15 protein-coding genes, 3 tRNA genes and 1 rRNA gene are annotated in these 19,951 nt (G+C 63.2%); 8 read left to right on the top strand and 11 right to left on the bottom strand.

Annotation, left to right across the window (positions count from 1 at the left end; all coding sequences use genetic code 11):
- Positions 1-37: 37 nt before the first annotated feature.
- From DK842_RS04705 to DK842_RS04715, 3 genes are all read right to left on the bottom strand, one after another.
- A tRNA-Ala gene (locus tag DK842_RS04705) sits at positions 38-113 on the bottom strand.
- Positions 114-199: 86 nt separating this feature from the next.
- Positions 200-276, bottom strand: a tRNA-Ile gene (locus DK842_RS04710).
- Between the two features lie 182 nt (positions 277-458).
- Positions 459-1,996, bottom strand: a 16S ribosomal RNA gene (locus tag DK842_RS04715).
- Positions 1,997-2,460: 464 nt separating this feature from the next.
- On the opposite strand from DK842_RS04715, the gene nadB reads away from it, so the two are divergent.
- Entirely contained in the window at positions 2,461-4,050 is a 1,590-nt protein-coding gene (nadB, locus tag DK842_RS04720) for an L-aspartate oxidase (protein WP_114063610.1), read from the top strand.
- 337 nt (positions 4,051-4,387) lie between these two features.
- On the top strand, positions 4,388-5,467 hold the full coding sequence (locus DK842_RS04725) for a chitosanase (protein ID WP_114060319.1): 1,080 nt from the start codon (positions 4,388-4,390) through the stop codon (positions 5,465-5,467).
- Positions 5,468-5,527: 60 nt separating this feature from the next.
- Here DK842_RS04725 and DK842_RS04730 read toward each other — a convergent pair whose 3' ends face one another.
- Positions 5,528-5,965 carry a DUF411 domain-containing protein gene (locus DK842_RS04730; protein WP_114060320.1) on the bottom strand — a complete coding sequence of 146 codons (438 nt, stop codon included), beginning with the start codon at positions 5,963-5,965 and terminating at the stop codon, positions 5,528-5,530.
- Positions 5,966-6,152: 187 nt separating this feature from the next.
- Between DK842_RS04730 and DK842_RS23325 the strand changes: the two genes are divergently transcribed.
- Together DK842_RS23325 and DK842_RS04740 are read left to right on the top strand one after the other, a co-directional pair.
- A complete protein-coding gene (locus DK842_RS23325) occupies positions 6,153-6,290 on the top strand; it encodes a hypothetical protein (protein ID WP_168194815.1) in 138 nt (45 codons plus the stop codon).
- Positions 6,291-6,533: 243 nt separating this feature from the next.
- Positions 6,534-7,436: a LysR family transcriptional regulator gene (locus tag DK842_RS04740; protein WP_114060322.1), complete on the top strand. Its 903-nt coding sequence runs from the start codon at positions 6,534-6,536 to the stop codon at positions 7,434-7,436.
- A 125-nt stretch (positions 7,437-7,561) separates the two neighbouring features.
- On the opposite strand, the gene DK842_RS04745 is transcribed toward DK842_RS04740, so the two are convergent.
- The 5 genes from DK842_RS04745 to DK842_RS04765 all read right to left on the bottom strand — a co-directional run bounded on the left by DK842_RS04745 (position 7,562) and on the right by DK842_RS04765 (position 13,021).
- Positions 7,562-7,981 (bottom strand): cupin domain-containing protein, encoded by a 420-nt coding sequence (locus DK842_RS04745; protein WP_114060323.1) that lies wholly within the window; start codon positions 7,979-7,981, stop codon positions 7,562-7,564.
- Positions 7,975-8,610 (bottom strand): cysteine hydrolase family protein, encoded by a 636-nt coding sequence (locus tag DK842_RS04750; protein ID WP_114060324.1) that lies wholly within the window; start codon positions 8,608-8,610, stop codon positions 7,975-7,977. Before DK842_RS04750 ends, DK842_RS04745 begins: the two co-directional genes overlap by 7 nt.
- Before the next feature lie 154 nt (positions 8,611-8,764).
- Complete coding sequence (locus DK842_RS04755) at positions 8,765-10,510, bottom strand: methyl-accepting chemotaxis protein (protein ID WP_114060325.1); 1,746 nt, start codon at positions 10,508-10,510, stop codon at positions 8,765-8,767.
- Between the two features lie 52 nt (positions 10,511-10,562).
- A complete protein-coding gene (locus tag DK842_RS04760; protein WP_114060326.1) occupies positions 10,563-12,236 on the bottom strand; it encodes a methyl-accepting chemotaxis protein in 1,674 nt (557 codons plus the stop codon).
- A gap of 119 nt (positions 12,237-12,355) precedes the next feature.
- The gene (locus DK842_RS04765) at positions 12,356-13,021 is read right to left on the bottom strand and encodes an HD domain-containing protein (RefSeq protein WP_114060327.1); all 666 of its coding nucleotides are present in this window, start codon (positions 13,019-13,021) and stop codon (positions 12,356-12,358) included.
- Positions 13,022-13,155: 134 nt separating this feature from the next.
- On the opposite strand from DK842_RS04765, the gene DK842_RS04770 reads away from it, so the two are divergent.
- Positions 13,156-14,136, top strand: coding sequence for a GlxA family transcriptional regulator (locus DK842_RS04770; protein ID WP_114060328.1), 981 nt, complete (start codon positions 13,156-13,158; stop codon positions 14,134-14,136).
- Between the two features lie 217 nt (positions 14,137-14,353).
- On the opposite strand, the gene DK842_RS04775 is transcribed toward DK842_RS04770, so the two are convergent.
- Positions 14,354-14,429: transfer RNA gene (locus DK842_RS04775), tRNA-Ala, on the bottom strand.
- Between the two features lie 52 nt (positions 14,430-14,481).
- Entirely contained in the window at positions 14,482-16,776 is a 2,295-nt protein-coding gene (locus DK842_RS04780) for a PAS domain-containing sensor histidine kinase (RefSeq protein ID WP_198414630.1), read from the bottom strand.
- A gap of 182 nt (positions 16,777-16,958) precedes the next feature.
- Between DK842_RS04780 and DK842_RS04785 the strand changes: the two genes are divergently transcribed.
- Genes DK842_RS04785 through DK842_RS04795 form a run of 3 tightly spaced genes read left to right on the top strand, consistent with a single transcriptional unit; the run spans position 16,959 to position 19,930 of the window.
- Positions 16,959-17,963 (top strand): TRAP transporter substrate-binding protein, encoded by a 1,005-nt coding sequence (locus tag DK842_RS04785; protein ID WP_114060330.1) that lies wholly within the window; start codon positions 16,959-16,961, stop codon positions 17,961-17,963.
- 60 nt (positions 17,964-18,023) lie between these two features.
- Positions 18,024-18,647 carry a TRAP transporter small permease gene (locus tag DK842_RS04790; RefSeq protein WP_114060331.1) on the top strand — a complete coding sequence of 208 codons (624 nt, stop codon included), beginning with the start codon at positions 18,024-18,026 and terminating at the stop codon, positions 18,645-18,647.
- Positions 18,644-19,930, top strand: coding sequence for a TRAP transporter large permease (locus DK842_RS04795; RefSeq protein ID WP_114060332.1), 1,287 nt, complete (start codon positions 18,644-18,646; stop codon positions 19,928-19,930). Before DK842_RS04790 ends, DK842_RS04795 begins: the two co-directional genes overlap by 4 nt.
- Positions 19,931-19,951: the final 21 nt, after the last annotated feature.

Below are 19,951 nucleotides of genomic sequence, written 5' to 3' on the forward strand. Positions count from 1 at the left end.
CAGAATCCAACTCTTCCGAATTCGATTTTGTTTGCGATGGTGGAGGATGACGGGATCGAACCGACGACCCCCTGCTTGCAAAGCAGGTGCTCTCCCAACTGAGCTAATCCCCCTCTTTTTGGGTGATGCTGCGTTGCTCAGTCGCTCATGTGCATAAGCACATGCCGCTCCTTCGCGCCTTGCCTGACCCAAAAAATACTGGTGGGTCTGGTAGGACTCGAACCTACGACCCCTGCGTTATCAACACAGTGCTCTAACCAGCTGAGCTACAAACCCAGTAGTCGTTTGATACCACATCCTTTTCGATCAAAATCCAGCAGATCCAGGCGAAAGCTGACGACGTGTACATCGAGTACACGAGGAAGCTTTCAACGCAGAGCTGCGCCGATTTTCATCGAAAATGCCCTTAACTTGAATAACCGATAGGCTGTAAGTACTTGGCAATCGCCATTCTCTAGAAAGGAGGTGATCCAGCCGCAGGTTCCCCTACGGCTACCTTGTTACGACTTCACCCCAGTCATGAATCCCACCGTGGTAAGCGGCCTCCTTACGGTTAGCCTACCCACTTCTGGTGAAACTCACTCCCATGGTGTGACGGGCGGTGTGTACAAGACCCGGGAACGTATTCACCGCAGCATGCTGATCTGCGATTACTAGCGATTCCGACTTCACGCACTCGAGTTGCAGAGTGCGATCCGGACTACGATCGGTTTTCTGAGATTAGCTCCACCTCGCGGCTTGGCAACCCTCTGTACCGACCATTGTATGACGTGTGAAGCCCTGCTCATAAGGGCCATGAGGACTTGACGTCATCCCCACCTTCCTCCGGTTTGTCACCGGCAGTCTCATTAGAGTGCCCAACTTAATGATGGCAACTAATGACAAGGGTTGCGCTCGTTGCGGGACTTAACCCAACATCTCACGACACGAGCTGACGACAGCCATGCAGCACCTGTGTTACGGCTCCCTTTCGGGCACCAAGATATCTCTACCAAGTTCCGTACATGTCAAGAGCAGGTAAGGTTTTTCGCGTTGCATCGAATTAATCCACATCATCCACCGCTTGTGCGGGTCCCCGTCAATTCCTTTGAGTTTTAACCTTGCGGCCGTACTCCCCAGGCGGTCAACTTCACGCGTTAGCTACGCTACCAAGGATTCAAACCCCCAACAGCTAGTTGACATCGTTTAGGGCGTGGACTACCAGGGTATCTAATCCTGTTTGCTCCCCACGCTTTCGTGCATGAGCGTCAGTGTCATCCCAGGGGGCTGCCTTCGCCATCGGTATTCCTCCACATCTCTACGCATTTCACTGCTACACGTGGAATTCTACCCCCCTCTGACGCACTCTAGTCGTGCAGTCTCCAATGCCGTTCCCAGGTTGAGCCCGGGGCTTTCACATCAGACTTGCACAACCGCCTGCGCACGCTTTACGCCCAGTAATTCCGATTAACGCTTGCACCCTACGTATTACCGCGGCTGCTGGCACGTAGTTAGCCGGTGCTTATTCTTCAGGTACTGTCATCCCCGCCAGGTATTAACCAGCGGGATTTCCTCCCTGACAAAAGTCCTTTACAACCCGAAGGCCTTCTTCAGACACGCGGCATGGCTGGATCAGGCTTGCGCCCATTGTCCAAAATTCCCCACTGCTGCCTCCCGTAGGAGTCTGGGCCGTGTCTCAGTCCCAGTGTGGCGGATCATCCTCTCAGACCCGCTACTGATCGTCGCCTTGGTGGGCTCTTACCCCACCAACTAGCTAATCAGACATCGGCTGCTCGTATAACGCGAGGTCTTTCGATCCCCCGCTTTCCCCCTCAGGGCGTATGCGGTATTAATCCGGCTTTCGCCGAGCTATCCCCCATTACACGGTACATTCCGATGCATTACTCACCCGTTCGCCACTCGCCACCAGGAGCAAGCTCCCGTGCTGCCGTTCGACTTGCATGTGTAAAGCATGCCGCCAGCGTTCAATCTGAGCCAGGATCAAACTCTTCAGTTCAATCTCAAGCAAATTTTCTGGCACGCAAGTTCAAAGAAATAAACAAGTATCTCTTGTCTCTTGCAGTGCAAGTGTCGGCTTTCGCCAAGCACTTACACCTATCGGTTATTCGTTCTGTTAAAGAGCAGTGCCTTCGCTGCTTTCGTCACACCGGAGAACCGTTTCGTTTCCGCTGTTTCGTTCGCTGCGTCAGCTGAGGAGGCGAACTATACGCCCGCCCCCCGAACCCGTCAACACCTTTTTCGAGAAAAAACGAACTTTCTTCGACCCGCCCGCGCAAGGCATTGATTTGCAAGAAAAGAGGCAGTAAAGAATTTCAGGCCTGCAGCCCTTGCAGCGAGAAAACCGCCACAGTCGGGCCTGGCTGGCTACTGGAAATACGGAGGCGGCTACGCGCCGACAGGCGATTCTGCTACGCTCCCATGCGTTTGGCACGCGATGTGCCTGCCGTGGACACTCTATATATGCTCAAATTCGATGTGCTGATTATCGGCAGCGGCCTGGCTGGGATGACATTGGCGCTGCACTTGGCGGAAACCCGCAAGGTAGGCCTGATCACCAAGCGGGATTTGCTGGAAGGCAACTCCACTTACGCCCAAGGCGGCATTGCCGCGGTGCTGGATACCGAGGACTCGGTCGAGGACCATATCCGCGACACGCTGATCGCCGGCGCCGGACTCTGCAACGAGGAGGCGACCCGCTTCATCGTCGAGCACTCCAGAGAGGCGATAGACTGGCTGATCGAGCTGGGCGTGCCCTTCACCCGCGACGACGAACACCAGACCGGCTACCACCTGACGCGCGAAGGCGGCCACAGCCATCGCCGAATCATCCACGCCGCCGACGCCACCGGCGCCGCGGTGACCAGCACCCTGGGCCAGAAGATCAAGGCCCATCCCAATATCACCGAGCTGGAACACTATATAGCGATCGATCTGATCACTGCGCAGAAGCTGGGCCAATCCGGCAAACGCGCCTACGGCGTATACGCGCTGGACAAGAACAGCGACGAAGTCGTCACCATCGCCGCCCAGCACACCATTCTGGCCTCGGGCGGCGCGGGGAAGGTTTACCTCTATACCACCAATCCGGACACCGCCACCGGCGACGGCATCGCGATGGGTTGGCGCGCCGGCTGCCGCGTCGGCAATATGGAGTTCATCCAGTTCCATCCCACCTGCCTGTACCACCCCCACGCCAAGTCCTTCCTGATATCGGAAGCGGTGCGCGGAGAAGGCGGCATTCTGAAGCTGCCGGACGGCACCCGTTTCATGCCGCAACACGATCCACGCGGCGAGCTGGCCCCCCGCGATGTGGTGGCACGCGCGATCGACTTTGAAATGAAGAAGCATGGCCTGGATTGCGTCTACCTGGACATCTCCTACAAGCCGGCGCAATTCATCAAGGAACACTTCCCCAATATCTACGCCCACTGCCTGGAGCTGGGCATCGACATCACCCAGCAGCCGATACCGGTAGTCCCGGCAGTGCACTTCACCTGCGGCGGCATCGTCACCGACCTGGCCGGCCGCACCGATGTGGGCGGCCTGTACGCGGTGGGCGAAGTGGCCTGCACCGGCCTGCACGGCGCCAACCGGCTGGCCAGCAATTCGCTGCTGGAATGCCTGGTGATAGGCAAGGCTGCGGCGGCCGACATCCTGGCGGCGGACAGCATCAAACTGCCGACGATTCCCGCCTGGGACGACAGCCGCGTCACCGATCCGGATGAAGAGGTGGTGATCTCGCACAACTGGGACGAACTGCGCCGCGCGATGTGGGACTACGTCGGCATCGTCCGCACCAACAAGCGGCTGGAGCGCGCGCTGCACCGCATCGACCTGCTGAAGGGCGAAATCGACGAGTATTACAGCCACTTCCATGTCAGCAATGATCTGATCGAACTGCGCAACCTGGTGCAGACCGCGGAGCTGATCGTCCGCTCCGCGCTGCTGCGCAAGGAAAGCCGCGGCCTGCATTACAGCCGCGACTATCCGAACTTGTTGCCGGAAGCCGCGGAAACCGTGCTGACGCCGGATGCGCCGCGCGGCGGCTGAGTCTTCCCTTCCCGAAAAGCCGCCTATCGGCGGCTTTTTTTCATGGACCGGCCTACTCGTACAGACATCATTGCAACACATTGTCATTTATTTTTACATTAATAACTCAATTTGAGTTATTCGTCATATCATGACTCCCCGCGCGCTGGTCGTGGGCGGTTCGGCGTTCATCCGCCGTCGCGCCCGTCAGACCTCTCACGCAGATGACGCCGGCACGCGCCTTCGCCCCATTCGCCAATCGATCAATAACCGCGGCTGACTCAAGCCGCGCAACGTTTCAGCTGTTTCATCGACAAGCATCTCTTCAGGCAATACCACCTAGACAGGGAGAAAATTCATGAAATACGCAGCAAAACGCCTTTCCTTCCCATCCGCCATCCTGGCCGGATTCGCCATTCTGGCCACCGGCTTCGCATCCGCCCAAGGCTCCGCAGCGGGCAGCGCAGAAAAACAGGCCTCCCGCCAGCCAGACTGCGCCCCCGCCTGGAACCCCGCCTCGCCTTACGACGCCGGCAGCATCGCCAGCCGCGGCGGAATCCATTACCGAGCAGCCTTCTGGACTCAGGGCAACCCCCCGGAACGGGGGCAGGCCTGGCAGGCCGGCAAGCGCTGTCGCCCCGTAATCCAGGCCAAAGCCGCCGACCACGACGCCAACTTCCCGCCCAACACGCTGAAGTTCCTGAAGGCCAACACCGGCCTGGACGGCGAGCAGTGGGACAACATCATGAAGCTGGTCAACAAACCGGAACAGGACTCGCTGGAGTGGACCAAGTTCTACGGCTACTGCGAGGACATCAAAGACAAGCGCGGCTATACGATAGGGATTTTCGGCGCCACCACCGGCGGCTCCAATGACGAGGGCCCGGACGGTCCGACGCTATTCAAGGAGTTCGATGCTTCCAGCGGTGCCAGCAATCCCTCCATCGCCGGCGGCCTGGCCCGCGCCGGCGTGCACGGCAGCATGCAGGGCAAGATCCTGAAGATCAGCGACAGCGCCAAGGCGTTCTGCGGCAAGATCAACGCGCTGCAAAACAACGCCGCCTGGCGCGACGCGATGTGGAACACCTTCTACAAGGTGTACATCCAGTACAGCGTGCAACAGGCCCGCCAGCGCGGCTTCTCCAGCGCGCTGACCATAGGCTCCTTCATCGACACCGCGCTGAACCAGGGCGCCACCGGCGATTCCGGCTCGCTGCAGGGCCTGCTGTCCCGCTCCGGCAACAGCGCCGACGAGAAAACCTTCATGACCACCTTCTACGCGCAGCGCAGCAAGATCGTCGACACCAACGATTACAACCAGCCGCCCAATGGCAAGAACCGCGTCAAGCAATGGAGCACGCTGCTAAACCAGGGCGAGACCGATCTGAAGAACGCCGACGCCGCGGTGCGGAAGGTTACCGACTGGGAAATGAAGTAAGCGCGCCATCGCCAGAACACCGCGTGCCGGCCCCCCCGGCGCGCGGTTTCGTTTCCAGGCTTAGAAGTGGCCGAACAGCACGCCGGTTTTCTGGTCCGCCGACATCGCGTACACCGGCAGCGTTCCCGGCTTGGTTTCGCCCATTCCGGGCGAATTCAGCGGCATGCCCGGCACCGCGACGCCGACCAGCTTGCTGTTGCCCGCCAGCAGTTTCTTGATGGCGGCGGCCGGCACATGGCCTTCCACCACGTAGCGGCCCACCTTGGCGGTATGGCAGCTGCCCATCCCCGGCGTCACGCCGAGCTGGCTCTTCACCTGCTGCATATCGTCGCGATTGACGGCGGAAACGGCGAAACCGTTCTGCTTCAAATAAGCAATGTAGGCTTCGCAGCAACCGCAGCTTGGGCTCTTGTAGACGGCGACGGGAACCGCGGCCAGGGCGGAGGCGCTGGAAATGGCCAAAACGGCCGCGAACAGGGTATGACGCAATGCGGGCATGCTTGCCCTCCTTTCATGTATCCGGATAAATGAGCCGCGCAACGGCGCGGCGGCAAACGCTCAGATCCGGACAGGCGCAGGAGGTCGAAATGGAGGCAGCAAGGACGGCCCCATCCTCATATGCGGCAACGCAAACACCCGCACGCCGACGGCGGCGAAAACCGGCAGCCCCGGCGACGGAGACCCGATGGGCAACGACAGACAGGCCGAGGCGCATGAGGCCTCGCCGCAGCCGGACTTCGCCTTGTCATGCGGCGATGCCGGCGCCTTCTCCGCGCCCATGGCGGAGCAATCCCGGCCCGCCGCCATCACGGCGCACGCCTGATCCTCGAACACATCCGCCAACGGCGCGCGCGCGGCCGCCGCCCACCCGCTCAGCAGGGACAGCGGCAACACGATCAGCAACAGCAAGCGCCAGACTCTCATCCGGCCACGATACCATGGCTGCGCGCGCGGCGGCATCCCCGCCCGGTTCGCGCTTGCCCTGCGTCAAACCGCCGGCCATGCGCCGCGGCCCGAGGCTGGGTATGCTTGCAGGCGAGACGGCGTAGACAAGAAGGAGGAAAACATGGATCTGCTGGCGGCGATGCGCGCCTTTAGACAAGTGGTGGCCTGCGGCAGCTTCAGCGCGGCGGCGGACGCGATGGATCTGTCCCACACCGCGGTATCCCGGCAAATCAGCGCGCTGGAGCGCCATCTGGGCGCGCAGCTGCTCAATCGCACCACGCGCCGGCTGGCGCTGACCGAGGCAGGCCACCATTACCACCGCCATTGCCTGGACATCCTGGACCGGGTGGACGAAGCCGAGCGCGCGGCGGCATCGCTGCAGGCCCGCCCGGCCGGCATGTTGCGCGTCAACGCGCCGATGGCGTTCGCCAATCTAGAGATGGGCCGCTGGCTGCCGGATTTCCTGTCCCGCTTCCCGGACATCAAGGTGGACCTGGTCGGCAATGATCGCTTCGTCGATCTGATCGCGGAGGAGTTCGATGTCGGCCTGCGCATTTCCCGCGGCCTGCCCGACTCCAGCCTGGTGGCCAAGCGCCTGTCCGCCAGCGACATGGCGGTGGTGGCTTCGCCCGACTACCTGAGGCGGCGAGGCGCTCCCGCCGCCCCGGAAGAGCTGGCCGTGCACAATGTGCTGACCTATTCGCTGGCCCTGCAAACCTCGGAACTGGTGTTCGCCGCGCCGGACGGACAATGGCGCCGCGTCGCCGTCAGCGGCAATCTGCAAGCCAATACCGGCATGGTGGTGTGCGACGCCGCCCGCGCCGGCCTCGGCATCGCCGTCTCCGCCACCTTCGTCGTGCACCAGGATCTGCGCGAGGGCCGGCTGGTGCGGCTGCTGCCAGAATACCGGCTGCCCGCGCGCGAACTGTACGCGGTCTACCCGCAAAACCGGCATCTCTCGCCCAAGGTGCGCGCCTTCGTCGACTTCGCCGCCGATTACTACGCCATGCCGCGTTGGGACTGAGCGCGGATATCAGAACGCCGCCTCGCCCCTGAGGCAGGGCACACCGACACAGTCAGTACAAGCAGTACGAGTCGGCGCGCCTCGGCGCCTGGATGGATGTCAGCGGCGCGAGAACGCGCCGCGCCTCACCGCAGCGGCTTCAGATCAAAGCGATCCCTCTGAAATTGAAACAACAGACAATCCGCGCCCGGCAGGCAGCCGCTGGCATGCGGCCACTCCGCCGGCAGCAAATAATAGGAACCCGCCGGATACAGCGTCCGCTTGCCGCCCGCCTCTGCGTAAAACACGCCGGCCAGCACCACGGTGGGCAGGTCGCTGCCATGCGCGTGCGGCGGATTGTTCCGTCCGGCCGGAAAACGGACGAAAGCCTGGTACGGCCCGCCGGCGGTCAAGCTGCCCGCCACATCCGCCACCTGGATGCCGTCGCCGCCCGGCAGACCGCGCCACGGCAGCGTATCCGCCGGCCAACTGGCCCCGCCAGACGATCCGCCCAGCGCGCCTCCGCTCAAGCAAGCAGCCATGATCGCCGCCAGAGTCTTCAGCATGGCAGGCCCTCCCCTGTCGCGCCGGCCCGCGGCAAACTCACAATCTCGGCGGTCTCCAGCACATCGCCGAAGGTATCGGCGATAGCGGCCAGCGCGGCCAAATGCAGTTGGCGATGCGGCACCGGCTCGCCGCCGGGCGGTTGCAAATCGCGGGTGGCGCAGGCGTCTGCGGCGACGATCACCTCAAAGCCAGCCGGAACCGCGTCCCTGGCCGCGCCTGCGACGCAGGCATGCGTCATCAGGCCGGCGATCATCAGCGTGTCCGTTCCCATCTCCCTCAGCCTGGCCGCCAGATCCGTGCCGACAAAGGCGCTGACCTCCCGCTTATCCACCACCAGCTCGCCCGGGTTGGGCCGCAGGGCGGCATGGATGGCGCTGGACGGCTGGCCGGCGGCGAACAGCGGCGAACCCGCCGGGGCCTGATGGCGGACATGCACCACCGGCCAGCCGCGGGCCGCGGCGAAAACTCGCAACGCCTGGGCGCGCTCCAGCGCCGCTTCCGCGTCCGGCAGCGGCAAGGCGCCGTCGAAATACTCATTCTGGAAATCGATCAGCACTAGCGCGGTGTTTTCCGACAACGAAGTTCTCGCCGCCGCGCCGCAAATGTGTCTAAGCGTCAAAGCCGACATGATGCGCTCCTTGAGCCGTGGATGATGGCTTGCAGCTTAATGGGAGAAGTTGATGCGAAAAACATCATCAAATGAACATGATTTGTGCTTGTTTTGCACAAAACAACACAGCCGCCTGCGGAAACAGGCGGCTGCGGGAATGAGGAACCGCCGTTCAAGTGCGGAAACGTTCCACCACGTTCTTGAGCTTGCTGGCGCTCTGATTCAGTTCGTTCAACGTGGAGCTGGCGCCTTGCGCCACTTCCGACGTGGATCGGGTCATGCCGTTGATGTGTTCGGTGGTGTGCGCGATGTTGCCCACCGCGGTGGACTGCTCGCGAGTGGCATGGGTGATCTGGGTGAAGGTCTCCACCACCTGCTGCATCAACCCGCCTATGCTTTCGATCTCGCCGGCGGCGCTGCGCGCCAGCTCCACGCTCTGATCCACCGTGCTGCGCGCCTGCTGCATGCTGCTGGCGGTGCCGGCCGTTTGTTGCTGCATGCCCTGGGTCATGGTGGTGATTTCGGTTGTGGCCTGGGCCGTGCGCTCGGCCAGCTTGCGCACCTCGTCCGCCACCACCGCGAAGCCTCTGCCCTGTTCGCCGGCGCGCGCAGCCTCGATCGCCGCGTTCAAGGCCAGCAGATTGGTTTGGTCGGCGATATCCTTGATCACGCCGACGATGGAGCTGATCTCTTCGGAATGCTTGCCCAGCGATTGCAGCGTATCGCCCAGCGTGGACATGGCCTGGGATAGCTTGCCCACCTCGGCCGAGACCTGTTGCATCGCGTGGCGGCCGCGCTCGGCGCTGTCGTGGGCTTGGGAAATGATGGCGTTGGCGTCGGCGGTGGTGTCGGCGACGTGGGTGACGCTGACCGTGATCTGTTCGATGGTGGCGGCGTTGGAACTGATCGCTTGGTTCACCTGGTCAGCGTCTTCGCTGATGCGGTTGGTGGTTTGATGCAGCGAGCCCACCGCGGTCACCAGCTCGCCGGCGTTGTTGTTCACCTCGCCGATCAGCCGGCGCAGCCGCTGGTTCATCACGCCGATCTGGCCCAGCGCGCTATGCTCCGGCGCCTTGGGCACGTCTACCGTCAAGTTGCCGGAGGCGATCTCCTGCAGCACGCCTTCGATGTCAGAGACCGATCCGCCCAGTTGGGCGTACAACTGGCGCCGCCCCATCAGGATCAAGACCAGTATCTCGCCTACCAGCAGCACGATGGTCACCGCGAACATCCACTGCGCGCTGGACAAGCGGTCGCGCGACTGTTGCAACGCGGCATTGGTGCGCTGGTCCAGCAGCACGAAAAAGTCGTCGATCGGCTTCATGATCTTGGCTTTGTACACATGGTATTCCTTGCTGTGCACCAACTTGCGGGCCAGTTCCATGTCCGGCGGGCCGCTGACCGTGTAATTGCCTTGCGCGTCGGCAAACTTGCCCTTCACCGCATTCATCGCCTTCACTTCCAGATTGACCAGGCCGTCGGAATTGGCCTGCGCCTCCTTCAGCTTGGCGAACTCCTCGTCGGTGAAGCCTGCCTGCTTCATCAGCGTCTGCAGCGGCACGGCCTCGCCATCCGGCCGCGGCTTTTCCTGCCCGGCGGCGACGAAGTCCCAGTAGATGCGGTTGTACTCCTGCGGCCGCGGCGCCTTGCCGTTGCGGATGTCCAGCACGCGGTTGTACTGCTGCTCATAGGACGGATCGCCGGTGACGACGTAAGTGCGCCCCAAACGGGTCAGGTCATCCGAGCTCTGCCGCAACTCGGACGCCAGCAAATAGGAATGGTAGCGGTTGTCGCCGGCGGCGCTCATCGCATCCACCGCCTGCCGCATCGACATGAAGGTGTACACCACGCCGATAAAGGTCAGCACGATCAAGGCCAGCAGAATATTGATGGCGAGATTGCCGCGGAAATTGCTCATGGAAGAACTCCTTGTAGTGCGCCCCGCCGCCTGTTCCGGCGGCGGGATCCATCTAGCCGCGCCATTGCCCGGCTGGCGTCGGAACCGGCGCGGGCACGTCGGTCCGGGTTTCGAAACGCTGCATCAGCCTTTGCATCTCTTCGGCATAGCCGCTGCTCTTCTCGGAAATGGACGCCAGCTCCTCCACCAGGCAGGCGTTCTGCTGGGTCGCTGAGCTCAGCATCTGGATGGTGGCGTTGATCTGCCCCACCGCGCTGGCCTGCTCCCTGGCCGCGCCGGCGATTTCCTGGATCAGGTCCGCGGTGCGCTGGCTGGACGCCACGCTGGCCTCCAGCTGCCGGCCGGCCATGGACGCCATTTCCACTCCCTGCCTGGCCACGCTGGAAATCTCCCGCGCGGCCAGCTGGCTGCGCTCGGCCAGCTTCCTGACCTCCTGCGCCACCACCGAGAATCCCTTGCCCTGATCGCCGGCGCGGGCGGCCTCGATCGCGGCGTTGAGCGCCAGCAGATTGGTCTGGTAGGCGATGTCGTCAATCGCGGCGATGCACTCGGCGATGCGACGCATGCTCTGCGCCGTCTGCTGGACGATCTCGCCGCCGTGCTGAGTGTCGCCGGCTGCCTGCAAAGCCATGTTTTCCGTCAGCGCCGCGTTGTCGCTGGTCTGGCTGACCGAGGCCGATATCTGCTCCAGCGAACTGGCGGCCTCCGACAGGCTGGCCGCCTGCTCGCTGGTGTTCAGCGACAGGTTCTGCGAAGTGCTGCTGATCTCCGCCGACAAGGCGGATAGCCTCGCCGCGCTGCTCTGGCTGCTGGCGATGGAACCATTGAGCGCGCTGATCGTCTGGACGATGGCGTCGGCCATGCTGCCGGGCGGATAACCGGCCTTGCGCTCCCCCGCCGCCAGATTGCCGGCCGCCACCGCCCTCATCAGCCGGGTGACATGCAGCGGTTCGTCGCCCAGCATCTTGTGCAGCGCGCGGTAGATGCAACAGAACATCAGCGCGCTCAATGCGCAGCAGGCCAGCAGCAAGGCGATGACAACGGCCAGCCACAGCCTGGCGTCGCCCTGGGCCTCGGCCACCGCGCCGTTGGTGCGCTGTTCCATCAACTGGTAAAACTCGTCCACCGGCCGCATGATGGCCACCTTGTCCAGGTGATACTGGCGGTCATGCAGGATGCGGCGCGCCATTTCCTGATCCGGCGGCCCCGTTCGGGTGAAACCGCCCTTGCCGTCGGCGAAGCGTCCTTTCATCGCGTTCATCGCCACCGTCTCGGTGTTCACCAGCCGGTCGGAATTGGCCTGCGCCTCCTTCAGCTTGTCGAATTCCTGCTGGGTGAAGCCGGCCTGGCCCATCAATTGCTGCAGCGGCACCGCGGGGCCATCCGGCTGCGGCTTGCGGCCATCCGCCGCCATGAAGTCCCAATAGATGCGGTTGTAATGCAGGGGACGCGGCAACTGGCCATTGCGGATGGCGAGCACCGACCAATACTGCTGTTCGTACATGGGATTGCCGGTTTCGGCATAGGTGCGCACCAGGCGGGTCAGGTCATCCGAACTCTGGCGCAGCTCGTTGGCGAGCAAATAACTTTGATAGCGCTGCGCCTCCGCGCGCGCCTGCCAACCCTGCGCCTGCTGCAGGCGCAACGTGCACAACAACACCAGCAACAGCAGCAGGATCAGCAATCCGGCGCTGGCCGCCAGCAAAGTCTTGATATTCAGCTTCATGCCCCGCCCACCTCGCGACTCTTATGTGGGAACCCGCCCTCTCGGGGACAGTTAGCTACCGTTATAGGTACTAATACGGATATGACCAAGCCATGCAGCCCATCGAAAACTTCGCCTCGCTATTCAGGAAAAGGCGCGTCCAGCATCATGTCAACGCTGCTCGGCGCGGCAAAGCCGTCAACGAAGCGGCGACCGTAATCGCCCAGGAAATTATCGGCGGCCGTTTGCGGAAAACGCTGGGCGATGCCGCACAAGCACGTTGTCAGCGCCCGCTTCATGCCCAGCCGCGGTAAGGCGCTCAGCACCCGATCCCCCTCCGGAGCCAGCTCGCGCCATCCCCAGCCGCCATAGTCCACGCCGATCCCCAGATGGCAATACCGCACCACGTCCTCCTTGTGCATGGCGATGGAGCCTGTCGTGTGCAGGGCGATCGCGTCCCAGACCTGGCGCAGCCCATCGCCGCCCACGCCCCGGCGGCCCGCCCAGTCTCGGGCGAAGTTCGCCCCATGCACTTCGAACCGTGCCCTCCCGTCGAAATGGCTGGTCAGGCCGACATCGTGCAGCAGGCAGGAAACCGCCAGCAGTTCCGGATCCGGCGCGTGGCCGCGCCGCCTGGCCAGCAGCGCCGCGAACAGCCAGGAACGCGCCACATGGTTGAACAGCCAGGGCGCGGACAGAGACCGCGCGCAGTCAAGCGCCTCGGCAACCAAGGCGCTGTCCGGCAAGGCCAGATCCAGCTGTTTCGACAATTCGCGCAACTCGCGTCCAAAAATGGGGGATGGCATCGATATCGCTCCATGATGAATGCCGGCGGCGGCCGGCCTGTCGCGGCCTTCCCGGAGGCCGCTCTCTTGCCTTCCACCGATTGTGACGCCATCATCAAGTCTGAAAAGCCATATTTCCCACTAAATCAGACAATATGAAAGACATCGTCTTCTTCATCCATTCCGGCTTCGACATGCTGGATCTGGCGGGGCCGCTTTGCGCCTTCCGGCTGGCCAATTGCGGCGCGGCCGTTCCGCCGTATCGGCTGCGCATCGTTTCCGTCCAAGGAGGCCTTGTTCCAGACGCGATGGGACTGCTGCTGGACAGCTTGGCGTTTGAAACGCAGGCCGGCGCCGGCCTGGACACGCTGCTGGTGGCCGGCGGTCCGATTCCCGATCTGCCCGACCCAGGCATCGCATCCGCCATCCAAGCCCTGTCAGCCCAGGCCCGACGCAGTTGCAGCGTCTGCACCGGCGCCTTCTTGCTGGCAGCGGCCGGCCTGCTCTCCGACCGCCGGGCCACCACCCACTGGCGCCACGCGCCACGGCTGCAGCGCGAGTACCCTGACTGCAGGGTGGACGGGGACAAGATCTTCGTTCAGGACGGCCCCATCTGGACCTCCGCCGGCATCAGCGCCGGCATAGACCTGGCCATCGCCCTGATCGAAGACGATCTCGGTAGCCAAGCCGCCCGGCAGGTGTCGCGCGAAATGGTGGTCTACCATCGCCGGCCTTCGGGACAATCGCAATTCTCGGAAATGGACGATCTCTGCCCGCAAAGCGACCGCTTGCGCGCGGCGCTCGCCTTCTTGCGGGCCCATATCGCGCGGGATATCCGCGTCGGGGACCTTGCCGCCGCGGCCTGTCTCGGAGAGCGGCAGTTCAATCGGCTGTTCCGGCAGGAAACCGGAGAAACGCCGGCTCGCGCCATCGAGCGGCTGCGGGTGGAGATCGCCCGCGCCAGGCTGGCCAGCGGCAAAGAGCCAATCGCCGCCATCGCCCGCGCCGCCGGCTTCCATGACCCGGAACGGATGCGTCGGGCTTTTCTGCGGCAGCTGGGGCAAACGCCTCAGGCCTATCGCCGACAAGCAGCCCGCGAACGCGGGGAGACGACCAGCCAGAACCACACTATTTAAATGGGTATCATAAGCTGGCCAAAATCGACGATTTGCACCCATAAGTGAGCGAAGAGCAAGAACGGCATTTCAAACGCGAAAAGCAAACGTTTTCAAGGAACGGGGATGGGGATGGAGAAAAATGAAATGAATTCGGGACGGCAGAGTAGCTAGAAACGCGAAACGGGAAGCATAAGCTGGCCGTTTCGGCCAATTATGCTTCCCGTCTCTTGGATTCTGGTGGACCGAAGGAGGATCGAACTCCCGACCTCTGCATTGCGAACGCAGCGCTCTCCCAGCTGAGCTATCGGCCCATCAATCCGCGGATACTAACACAACGGCATTTCGCTTGGCCAGCCCCCTGCCTCACACCTGTCCCGCGCCGGCCAGGGGCAAGCTGAACCAGAACACGCAGCCCCCCTCCGGGCTGCTGACCGCGCCGAATTCGCCGCGGTGAAACTCGACAATGGAACGGCAGATGTTGAGGCCGATGCCCATTCCTTCCGGCTTGGTGGAGTAGAACGGCGTGAACAGATTGTCCTGCATCCCGGAGGACAGGCCCGGGCCGTTGTCCACCACCTCCACCCGCCACCTGCCGTTTTCCACGCAGGTGTGCAGCTCCACGCAGGGGCGCGGCGTGCCGGCTTCCACCAGCGCCTCTATCGCGTTTTTCATCAGATTCAGCAGCACCTGCTCGATCAGCACGGGATCCATGTCCACCAGACAGGCGCGGCGATCGGCCGCCAGTTGCAGGCTGACCGCGTTCTTCGCTGCCAGGGGTTCCGCCAGGCCCAGCGCGCGCTGCACCACCCTCGCCGGCTCGGCCCGCTCCAGCTGCGGCTCGTGCTTCTTGACGAAGGCGCGGATGCTGCTGACTATCTGCGCCGCGCGGCGCGCCTGTTCGGCGATGGCGTGTATCGCCTCACGCACGCCGGCGGGCAGAATCAGTTCCTCCGGCAAGCGGCGGCCGACGCCGGCGGCGTAGGTATTAATGGCGGTCAGCGGCTGGTTCAGCTCATGCGCCAGCGTGGAGGCCATCTCGCCCATCGCGATCAGCCTGGCCGTATTCTGGAAGCGCTCCTGTTGCGCCTGCTCGCGCTCTTCGCGCCGGCGCTCCGCGGTGACGTCGCTGACAATGGCGAGCCAGGCCGCTTCGCCGTTGACCCACTCGATGCGGCGGCGGCGGATCAGCAGGCAGTTGTCGCCGGTGACGATGAATTCCTGCCCGTATTCGTCGCCGCCCTCGCCGGCGCGCAGACCGGGCAACAGCACGCAGCAGGGCGCGTCGGCATCGCCCACTTGCCACAGCTCGGCGAAGCCCGGGTTGGCGTACAGCAGCAAGCCGCTGCCCTCGTCCACCACGCAGACGCCTGCGGCCAGACCGTTGAGCACGGTGAGGAAGCGGCGGTGGGCGGCGTCCAGGGCCATGCGTTGGCGTTGCCGTTCGGTGATGTCGAACAGCGAGGCGATCCAACCGCGCTGGCTGCCGTCCTCCTCCACCAGCGGCGTGGCGAACAGACGCACCACCAGCGTGTCACCGCGCTTGCGCTTGAGCGTCAGCTCGAAGCCATGCTCCGGCTGGCGGTTGTCCCGCACAGCGTCCATCGCGCCGGCCAAGGTTCCGTGCTGGTCGTCCGGCCAGAACGGGTGCGGCGGGAAGCTGCCCACCAGTTCCTCCGGCGCGAAGCCCAGCATGTCGCAGAAGGCGCGATTGACGCGGACGATCTCGCCCTCCAGCCCGATGGCCACCAGGCCGCTGTTCATCGAATCCTCAATCGCCTGCCTCAGCGACACTTCCTTGGCCAGCCGCTGCTCGGCCAGCAGCCGCTCCCGCATGTGCCGGCGGATGCGCCACACCGCGTAGAGCAAGGTCAGCAGCAGCAGCGCGATGACTACGGTCAACACCGGCAGCGTCAGGCCCAGGCCGCTGCGGTAGCTGACCGCGCGCAGGTACAGCCCGTAGCCGGGCGGATCGAAGCTGGTCTGGTGCGAGATGGTGCCCGGCTGTTCGGCGGCGTCGAATTTCTGCGCCAGCGTCTTGCCGCCCAGATCGACAATGCTGATGTAGTTTTTGGAAGCGATCCACCATGGCACCTGGTGGTAGAGCAAGCCGTCCAGTTGGTAAGACAGACGCACCCCGCCCAGCAGCCGGCCGTCATGGACGATGGGAATGGCCAGGTCGAAGCGGTATTTGCCGGCAGGCCCCAGATAAGGCGCCCCATAGCTGGGACGCAGCAATCGGCCGGCGCGCCACAGCGCGTCGTACTCGGCTGGGTTCAGTTGGCGCTGGTCGCGGCGCACGCCGTGGGTATCCCATTCCACCATCCGGTCCAGCCCCACCCGCTCCAGCGTCACCATCTCCGGGTTTTCACGCAGGTAGAACGATGCCTGCTGGGCAAAGCGGCGACTGTCCAACTTGCCGGAGGCGATGTCGCGCGCCAGCGCGTCGCCCCACTCCTGGTGCCCTTCCAGATGCATGCGCAACGATTGCTCCAGCCACAGCACCTCCTGGATCAGGTTGTCCTGCTGCTCGTCTCGCCAGTCGCGATACACAAGATAACTGAGGCTGCACAGCGCCAGCAGCAGCGCGATCAGCGCCAGGCTGGCGCCCAGCCACAATTGATGCGGAGAACGCCGATTACGGGACGATGACGAAAACATGGCGAATAATGAAGAAGATGGCATGCCGCAGATGATACCCCGAGCGCGCGGCGGCGGGGCGCATGCCCCTGTTCTGGAATTCCCTAATGGCCAAGGCGCGATAGAGCTTCTACTTTATCCGCACAACAACCGGCTAGAACCGGAATGATATCTACAACGCTGCAATGGATGGAGACTCCAACATGAAACTGAAGCACGCCGCGCTGGCCATCTGCGCCAGCCTCACCCTGTCCGGCTTCGCCCAGGCGGCCGGCGAAATCGTCATCAAGTTCAGCCACGTGGTGGCGCCCAACACGCCCAAAGGCAAGGCCGCCGAGTATTTCAAGAAGCTGGCCGAACAACGCACCCACGGCAAGGTCAAGGTGCAGGTTTACCCCAACAGCCAGCTCTACAAGGACAAGGAAGAGCTGGAGGCCCTGCAGCTGGGCGCGGTTCAGATGCTGGCGCCGAGTCTGGCCAAATTCGGCCCGTTGGGGGTGAAGGAGTTCGAAGTCTTCGATCTGCCCTATGTGTTCGACAACTACGACGAAGTCAACAAGGTGATGCACGGCCCCATCGGCAAACAGCTCTTGACCAAGCTGGAGTCGAAAGGCATCAAGGGCCTGGCCTACTGGGACAACGGCTTCAAGAATTTCTCGGCCAACAAGCCGATCAAGACGCCGGCCGACCTCAAAGGCATGAAGATCCGCATCCAGTCGTCCAAGGTGCTGGAGGAGGAAATGCGCAGCCTGGGCGCGCTGCCGCAGGTGATGGCCTTCTCCGAGGTGTACCAGGCGCTGCAGACCGGCGTGGTGGACGGCACCGAGCTGGAGGCGTCCAACCTCTACACCAGCAAAGCCTACGAGGTGCAGAAGAACCTGACGCTGACCCAGCACGGCTTTCTGGGCTACGCGCTGATCGTCAACAAGAAATTCTGGGACGGCCTGCCGGCCGACATCCGCAAGGAGCTCGACGGCGCGGTGGCCGACGCCTCCGTCTACGCCAACAAGATCGCCAAGGAAGAAAACGACAAGGCGGTGGCGGCGATCAAGGCCTCCGGCAAGACTCAGGTCTATGTGCCGACGCCGCAGGAACGCGAGGCATTCAAGAAAGCGATGTTGCCGGTGCACCAGAAAATGGCCTCCCGCATCGGTCCGGACCTGCTGAAGGAAATCTACAAGGAAACCGGCTTCAACCCCGCCAAGTAAACGGACAGATCGCCGCGCGCCCTCCGGCGCGCGGCTTGCGCGCGTTCTAGGAATACCGCCATGCTGAAAATCCTCGACCACCTCGAGGAGTGGCTGATCGCCTGCCTGATGGGGGCCGCGACCTTGATCACCTTCGCCGCGGTGCTGCATCGCTACGGCTCGGGCGTTCCCACTCTTCAACCCTACCTCGCCCCTATCAATATGGCCTGGGCGCAGGAGCTGACCATCTATCTGTTCGTCTGGATGGCCAAATTCGGCGCCGCCTACGGCGTGCGCACCGGCATCCACGTCGGCGTCGACGTGCTGGTGAATCGCCTGTCCGACAACAAGCGCCGCGTCCTGATCGTGGTCAGCCTGCTGGCCGGCGCGCTGTTCACCGGGGTTGTCGGCACCCTGGGCACCAACTTCGTCTGGGCCATCGGCCATACCGACCAGACCTCGCCCGATCTGGAGGCGCCGATGTGGCTGGTCTACCTGGCCGTGCCCTGCGGCTCCTACCTGATGTGCTTCCGCTTCCTGCAAGTGCTTGCCGGCTTCCTCCGCACCGGCGCGCTGCCCAAGCACGACCATACCCATGTGGAAGGCATGGAGGACGTCGCCGCGGACAGCAACTGGTTCGCCTTGGACGACAATCTGCACCCGCGCAGCCTGAACAACGACGACAAGGGGAGCAAGCGGCCATGAGCGTGCTATTCATTTTCGGCCTGCTGGTGCTGCTGATGCTGACCGGCATGCCCATCTCCATCGCGCTGGGCCTGACCGTGCTGACTTATCTGTTCAGCATGACCCAGATACCGATCGAGTCGGTGGCGTTGAAGCTGTTCACCGGCATCGAGAAGTTCGAGATCATGGCCATCCCCTTCTTCATCCTGGCCGGCAACTTCCTCACCCACGGCGGCGTGGCGAGGCGAATGATCAACTTCGCCACCAGCCTGGTCGGCCATTGGCACGGCGGCCTGGGCCTGGCCGGCGTGCTCGCCTGCGCGCTGTTCGCGGCGGTATCCGGCTCCAGCCCGGCCTGCGTGGTGGCCATCGGCTCCATTCTGCTGCCGGCCATGGTGAAGCAGGGCTTCCCCAAGCAGTTCGGCGCCGGCGTGATCACCACCTCGGGCGCGCTGGGCATCCTGATCCCGCCGTCCATCGCCATGGTGATGTACTCGGTGGCCACCAACACCTCGGTAGGCCAGCTGTTCATCGCCGGCGTGGTGCCGGGCCTGATGCTGGCCAGCCTGCTGGGGCTGACCACCTGGCATCGCGCCCGCAAGCACGGCTACCCGCGCCTGCCCAAGGCCAGCATGGCCCAGCGCATGAAGGCGCTGCGCGAGAGCATCTGGGGCCTGCTGCTGATCGTGTTGGTGATAGGCGGCATTTACAGCGGCATTTTCACGCCGACCGAGGCCGCCGCCATGTCCGCCGTCTACGCCTTCATCGTCGCCGTCTTCGTCTACAAAGACCTGACGCTGAAACAGGTGCCCAAGGTGTTGCTGGATTCGGCCAGCATGTCGGCGATGCTGCTGTACATCATCACCAACGCGGTGCTGTTCTCTTTCCTGATGACTTCGGAGAACGTGCCGCAAATGATGGCAGGCTGGCTGATCGACGCCGGATTGGGACCCATCGCCTTCCTGTTGATGGTGAACGTCCTGCTGCTGCTCGCCGGCAATGTGATGGAGCCGTCGTCCATCATCCTGATCATGGCGCCCATCCTGTTCCCGGTCGCCCAGCAGCTGGGCATCGACCCCATCCACTTCGGCATCCTGATCACGGTGAACATGGAGGTGGGCATGTGCCACCCGCCGGTGGGATTGAACCTTTACGTCGCTTCGGGGATCACCAAGATGGGGATCACCGAGCTGACGGTGGCGGTATGGCCGTGGCTGCTCACCATGCTGGCCTTCTTGCTGGCGGTGACCTACATCCCGGAAATCTCGCTGTGGCTGCCGCGGGCGCTGGGCATGATGTCTTGAAAAACCAGCGCATCCGACATG

This window comes from Chromobacterium phragmitis (assembly GCF_003325475.1).
Taxonomy (GTDB): Bacteria; Pseudomonadota; Gammaproteobacteria; order Burkholderiales; family Chromobacteriaceae; genus Chromobacterium; species Chromobacterium phragmitis.

Coding starts and splice junctions, on each gene's coding strand:
- DK842_RS04765 (WP_114060327.1), bottom strand. CDS start 13,021: ATGCCATCCCCCATTTTTGGACGCGAGTTGCGCGAATTGTCGAAACAG.
- DK842_RS04740 (WP_114060322.1), top strand. CDS start 6,534: ATGGATCTGCTGGCGGCGATGCGCGCCTTTAGACAAGTGGTGGCCTGC.
- DK842_RS04725 (WP_114060319.1), top strand. CDS start 4,388: ATGAAATACGCAGCAAAACGCCTTTCCTTCCCATCCGCCATCCTGGCC.
- DK842_RS04785 (WP_114060330.1), top strand. CDS start 16,959: ATGAAACTGAAGCACGCCGCGCTGGCCATCTGCGCCAGCCTCACCCTG.
- DK842_RS04755 (WP_114060325.1), bottom strand. CDS start 10,510: ATGAGCAATTTCCGCGGCAATCTCGCCATCAATATTCTGCTGGCCTTG.
- DK842_RS04795 (WP_114060332.1), top strand. CDS start 18,644: ATGAGCGTGCTATTCATTTTCGGCCTGCTGGTGCTGCTGATGCTGACC.
- DK842_RS04770 (WP_114060328.1), top strand. CDS start 13,156: ATGAAAGACATCGTCTTCTTCATCCATTCCGGCTTCGACATGCTGGAT.
- nadB (WP_114063610.1), top strand. CDS start 2,461: ATGCTCAAATTCGATGTGCTGATTATCGGCAGCGGCCTGGCTGGGATG.
- DK842_RS04760 (WP_114060326.1), bottom strand. CDS start 12,236: ATGAAGCTGAATATCAAGACTTTGCTGGCGGCCAGCGCCGGATTGCTG.
- DK842_RS04730 (WP_114060320.1), bottom strand. CDS start 5,965: ATGCCCGCATTGCGTCATACCCTGTTCGCGGCCGTTTTGGCCATTTCC.
- DK842_RS04745 (WP_114060323.1), bottom strand. CDS start 7,981: ATGCTGAAGACTCTGGCGGCGATCATGGCTGCTTGCTTGAGCGGAGGC.
- DK842_RS04780 (WP_198414630.1), bottom strand. CDS start 16,776: ATGTTTTCGTCATCGTCCCGTAATCGGCGTTCTCCGCATCAATTGTGG.
- DK842_RS04750 (WP_114060324.1), bottom strand. CDS start 8,610: ATGTCGGCTTTGACGCTTAGACACATTTGCGGCGCGGCGGCGAGAACT.
- DK842_RS04790 (WP_114060331.1), top strand. CDS start 18,024: ATGCTGAAAATCCTCGACCACCTCGAGGAGTGGCTGATCGCCTGCCTG.
- DK842_RS23325 (WP_168194815.1), top strand. CDS start 6,153: ATGGGCAACGACAGACAGGCCGAGGCGCATGAGGCCTCGCCGCAGCCG.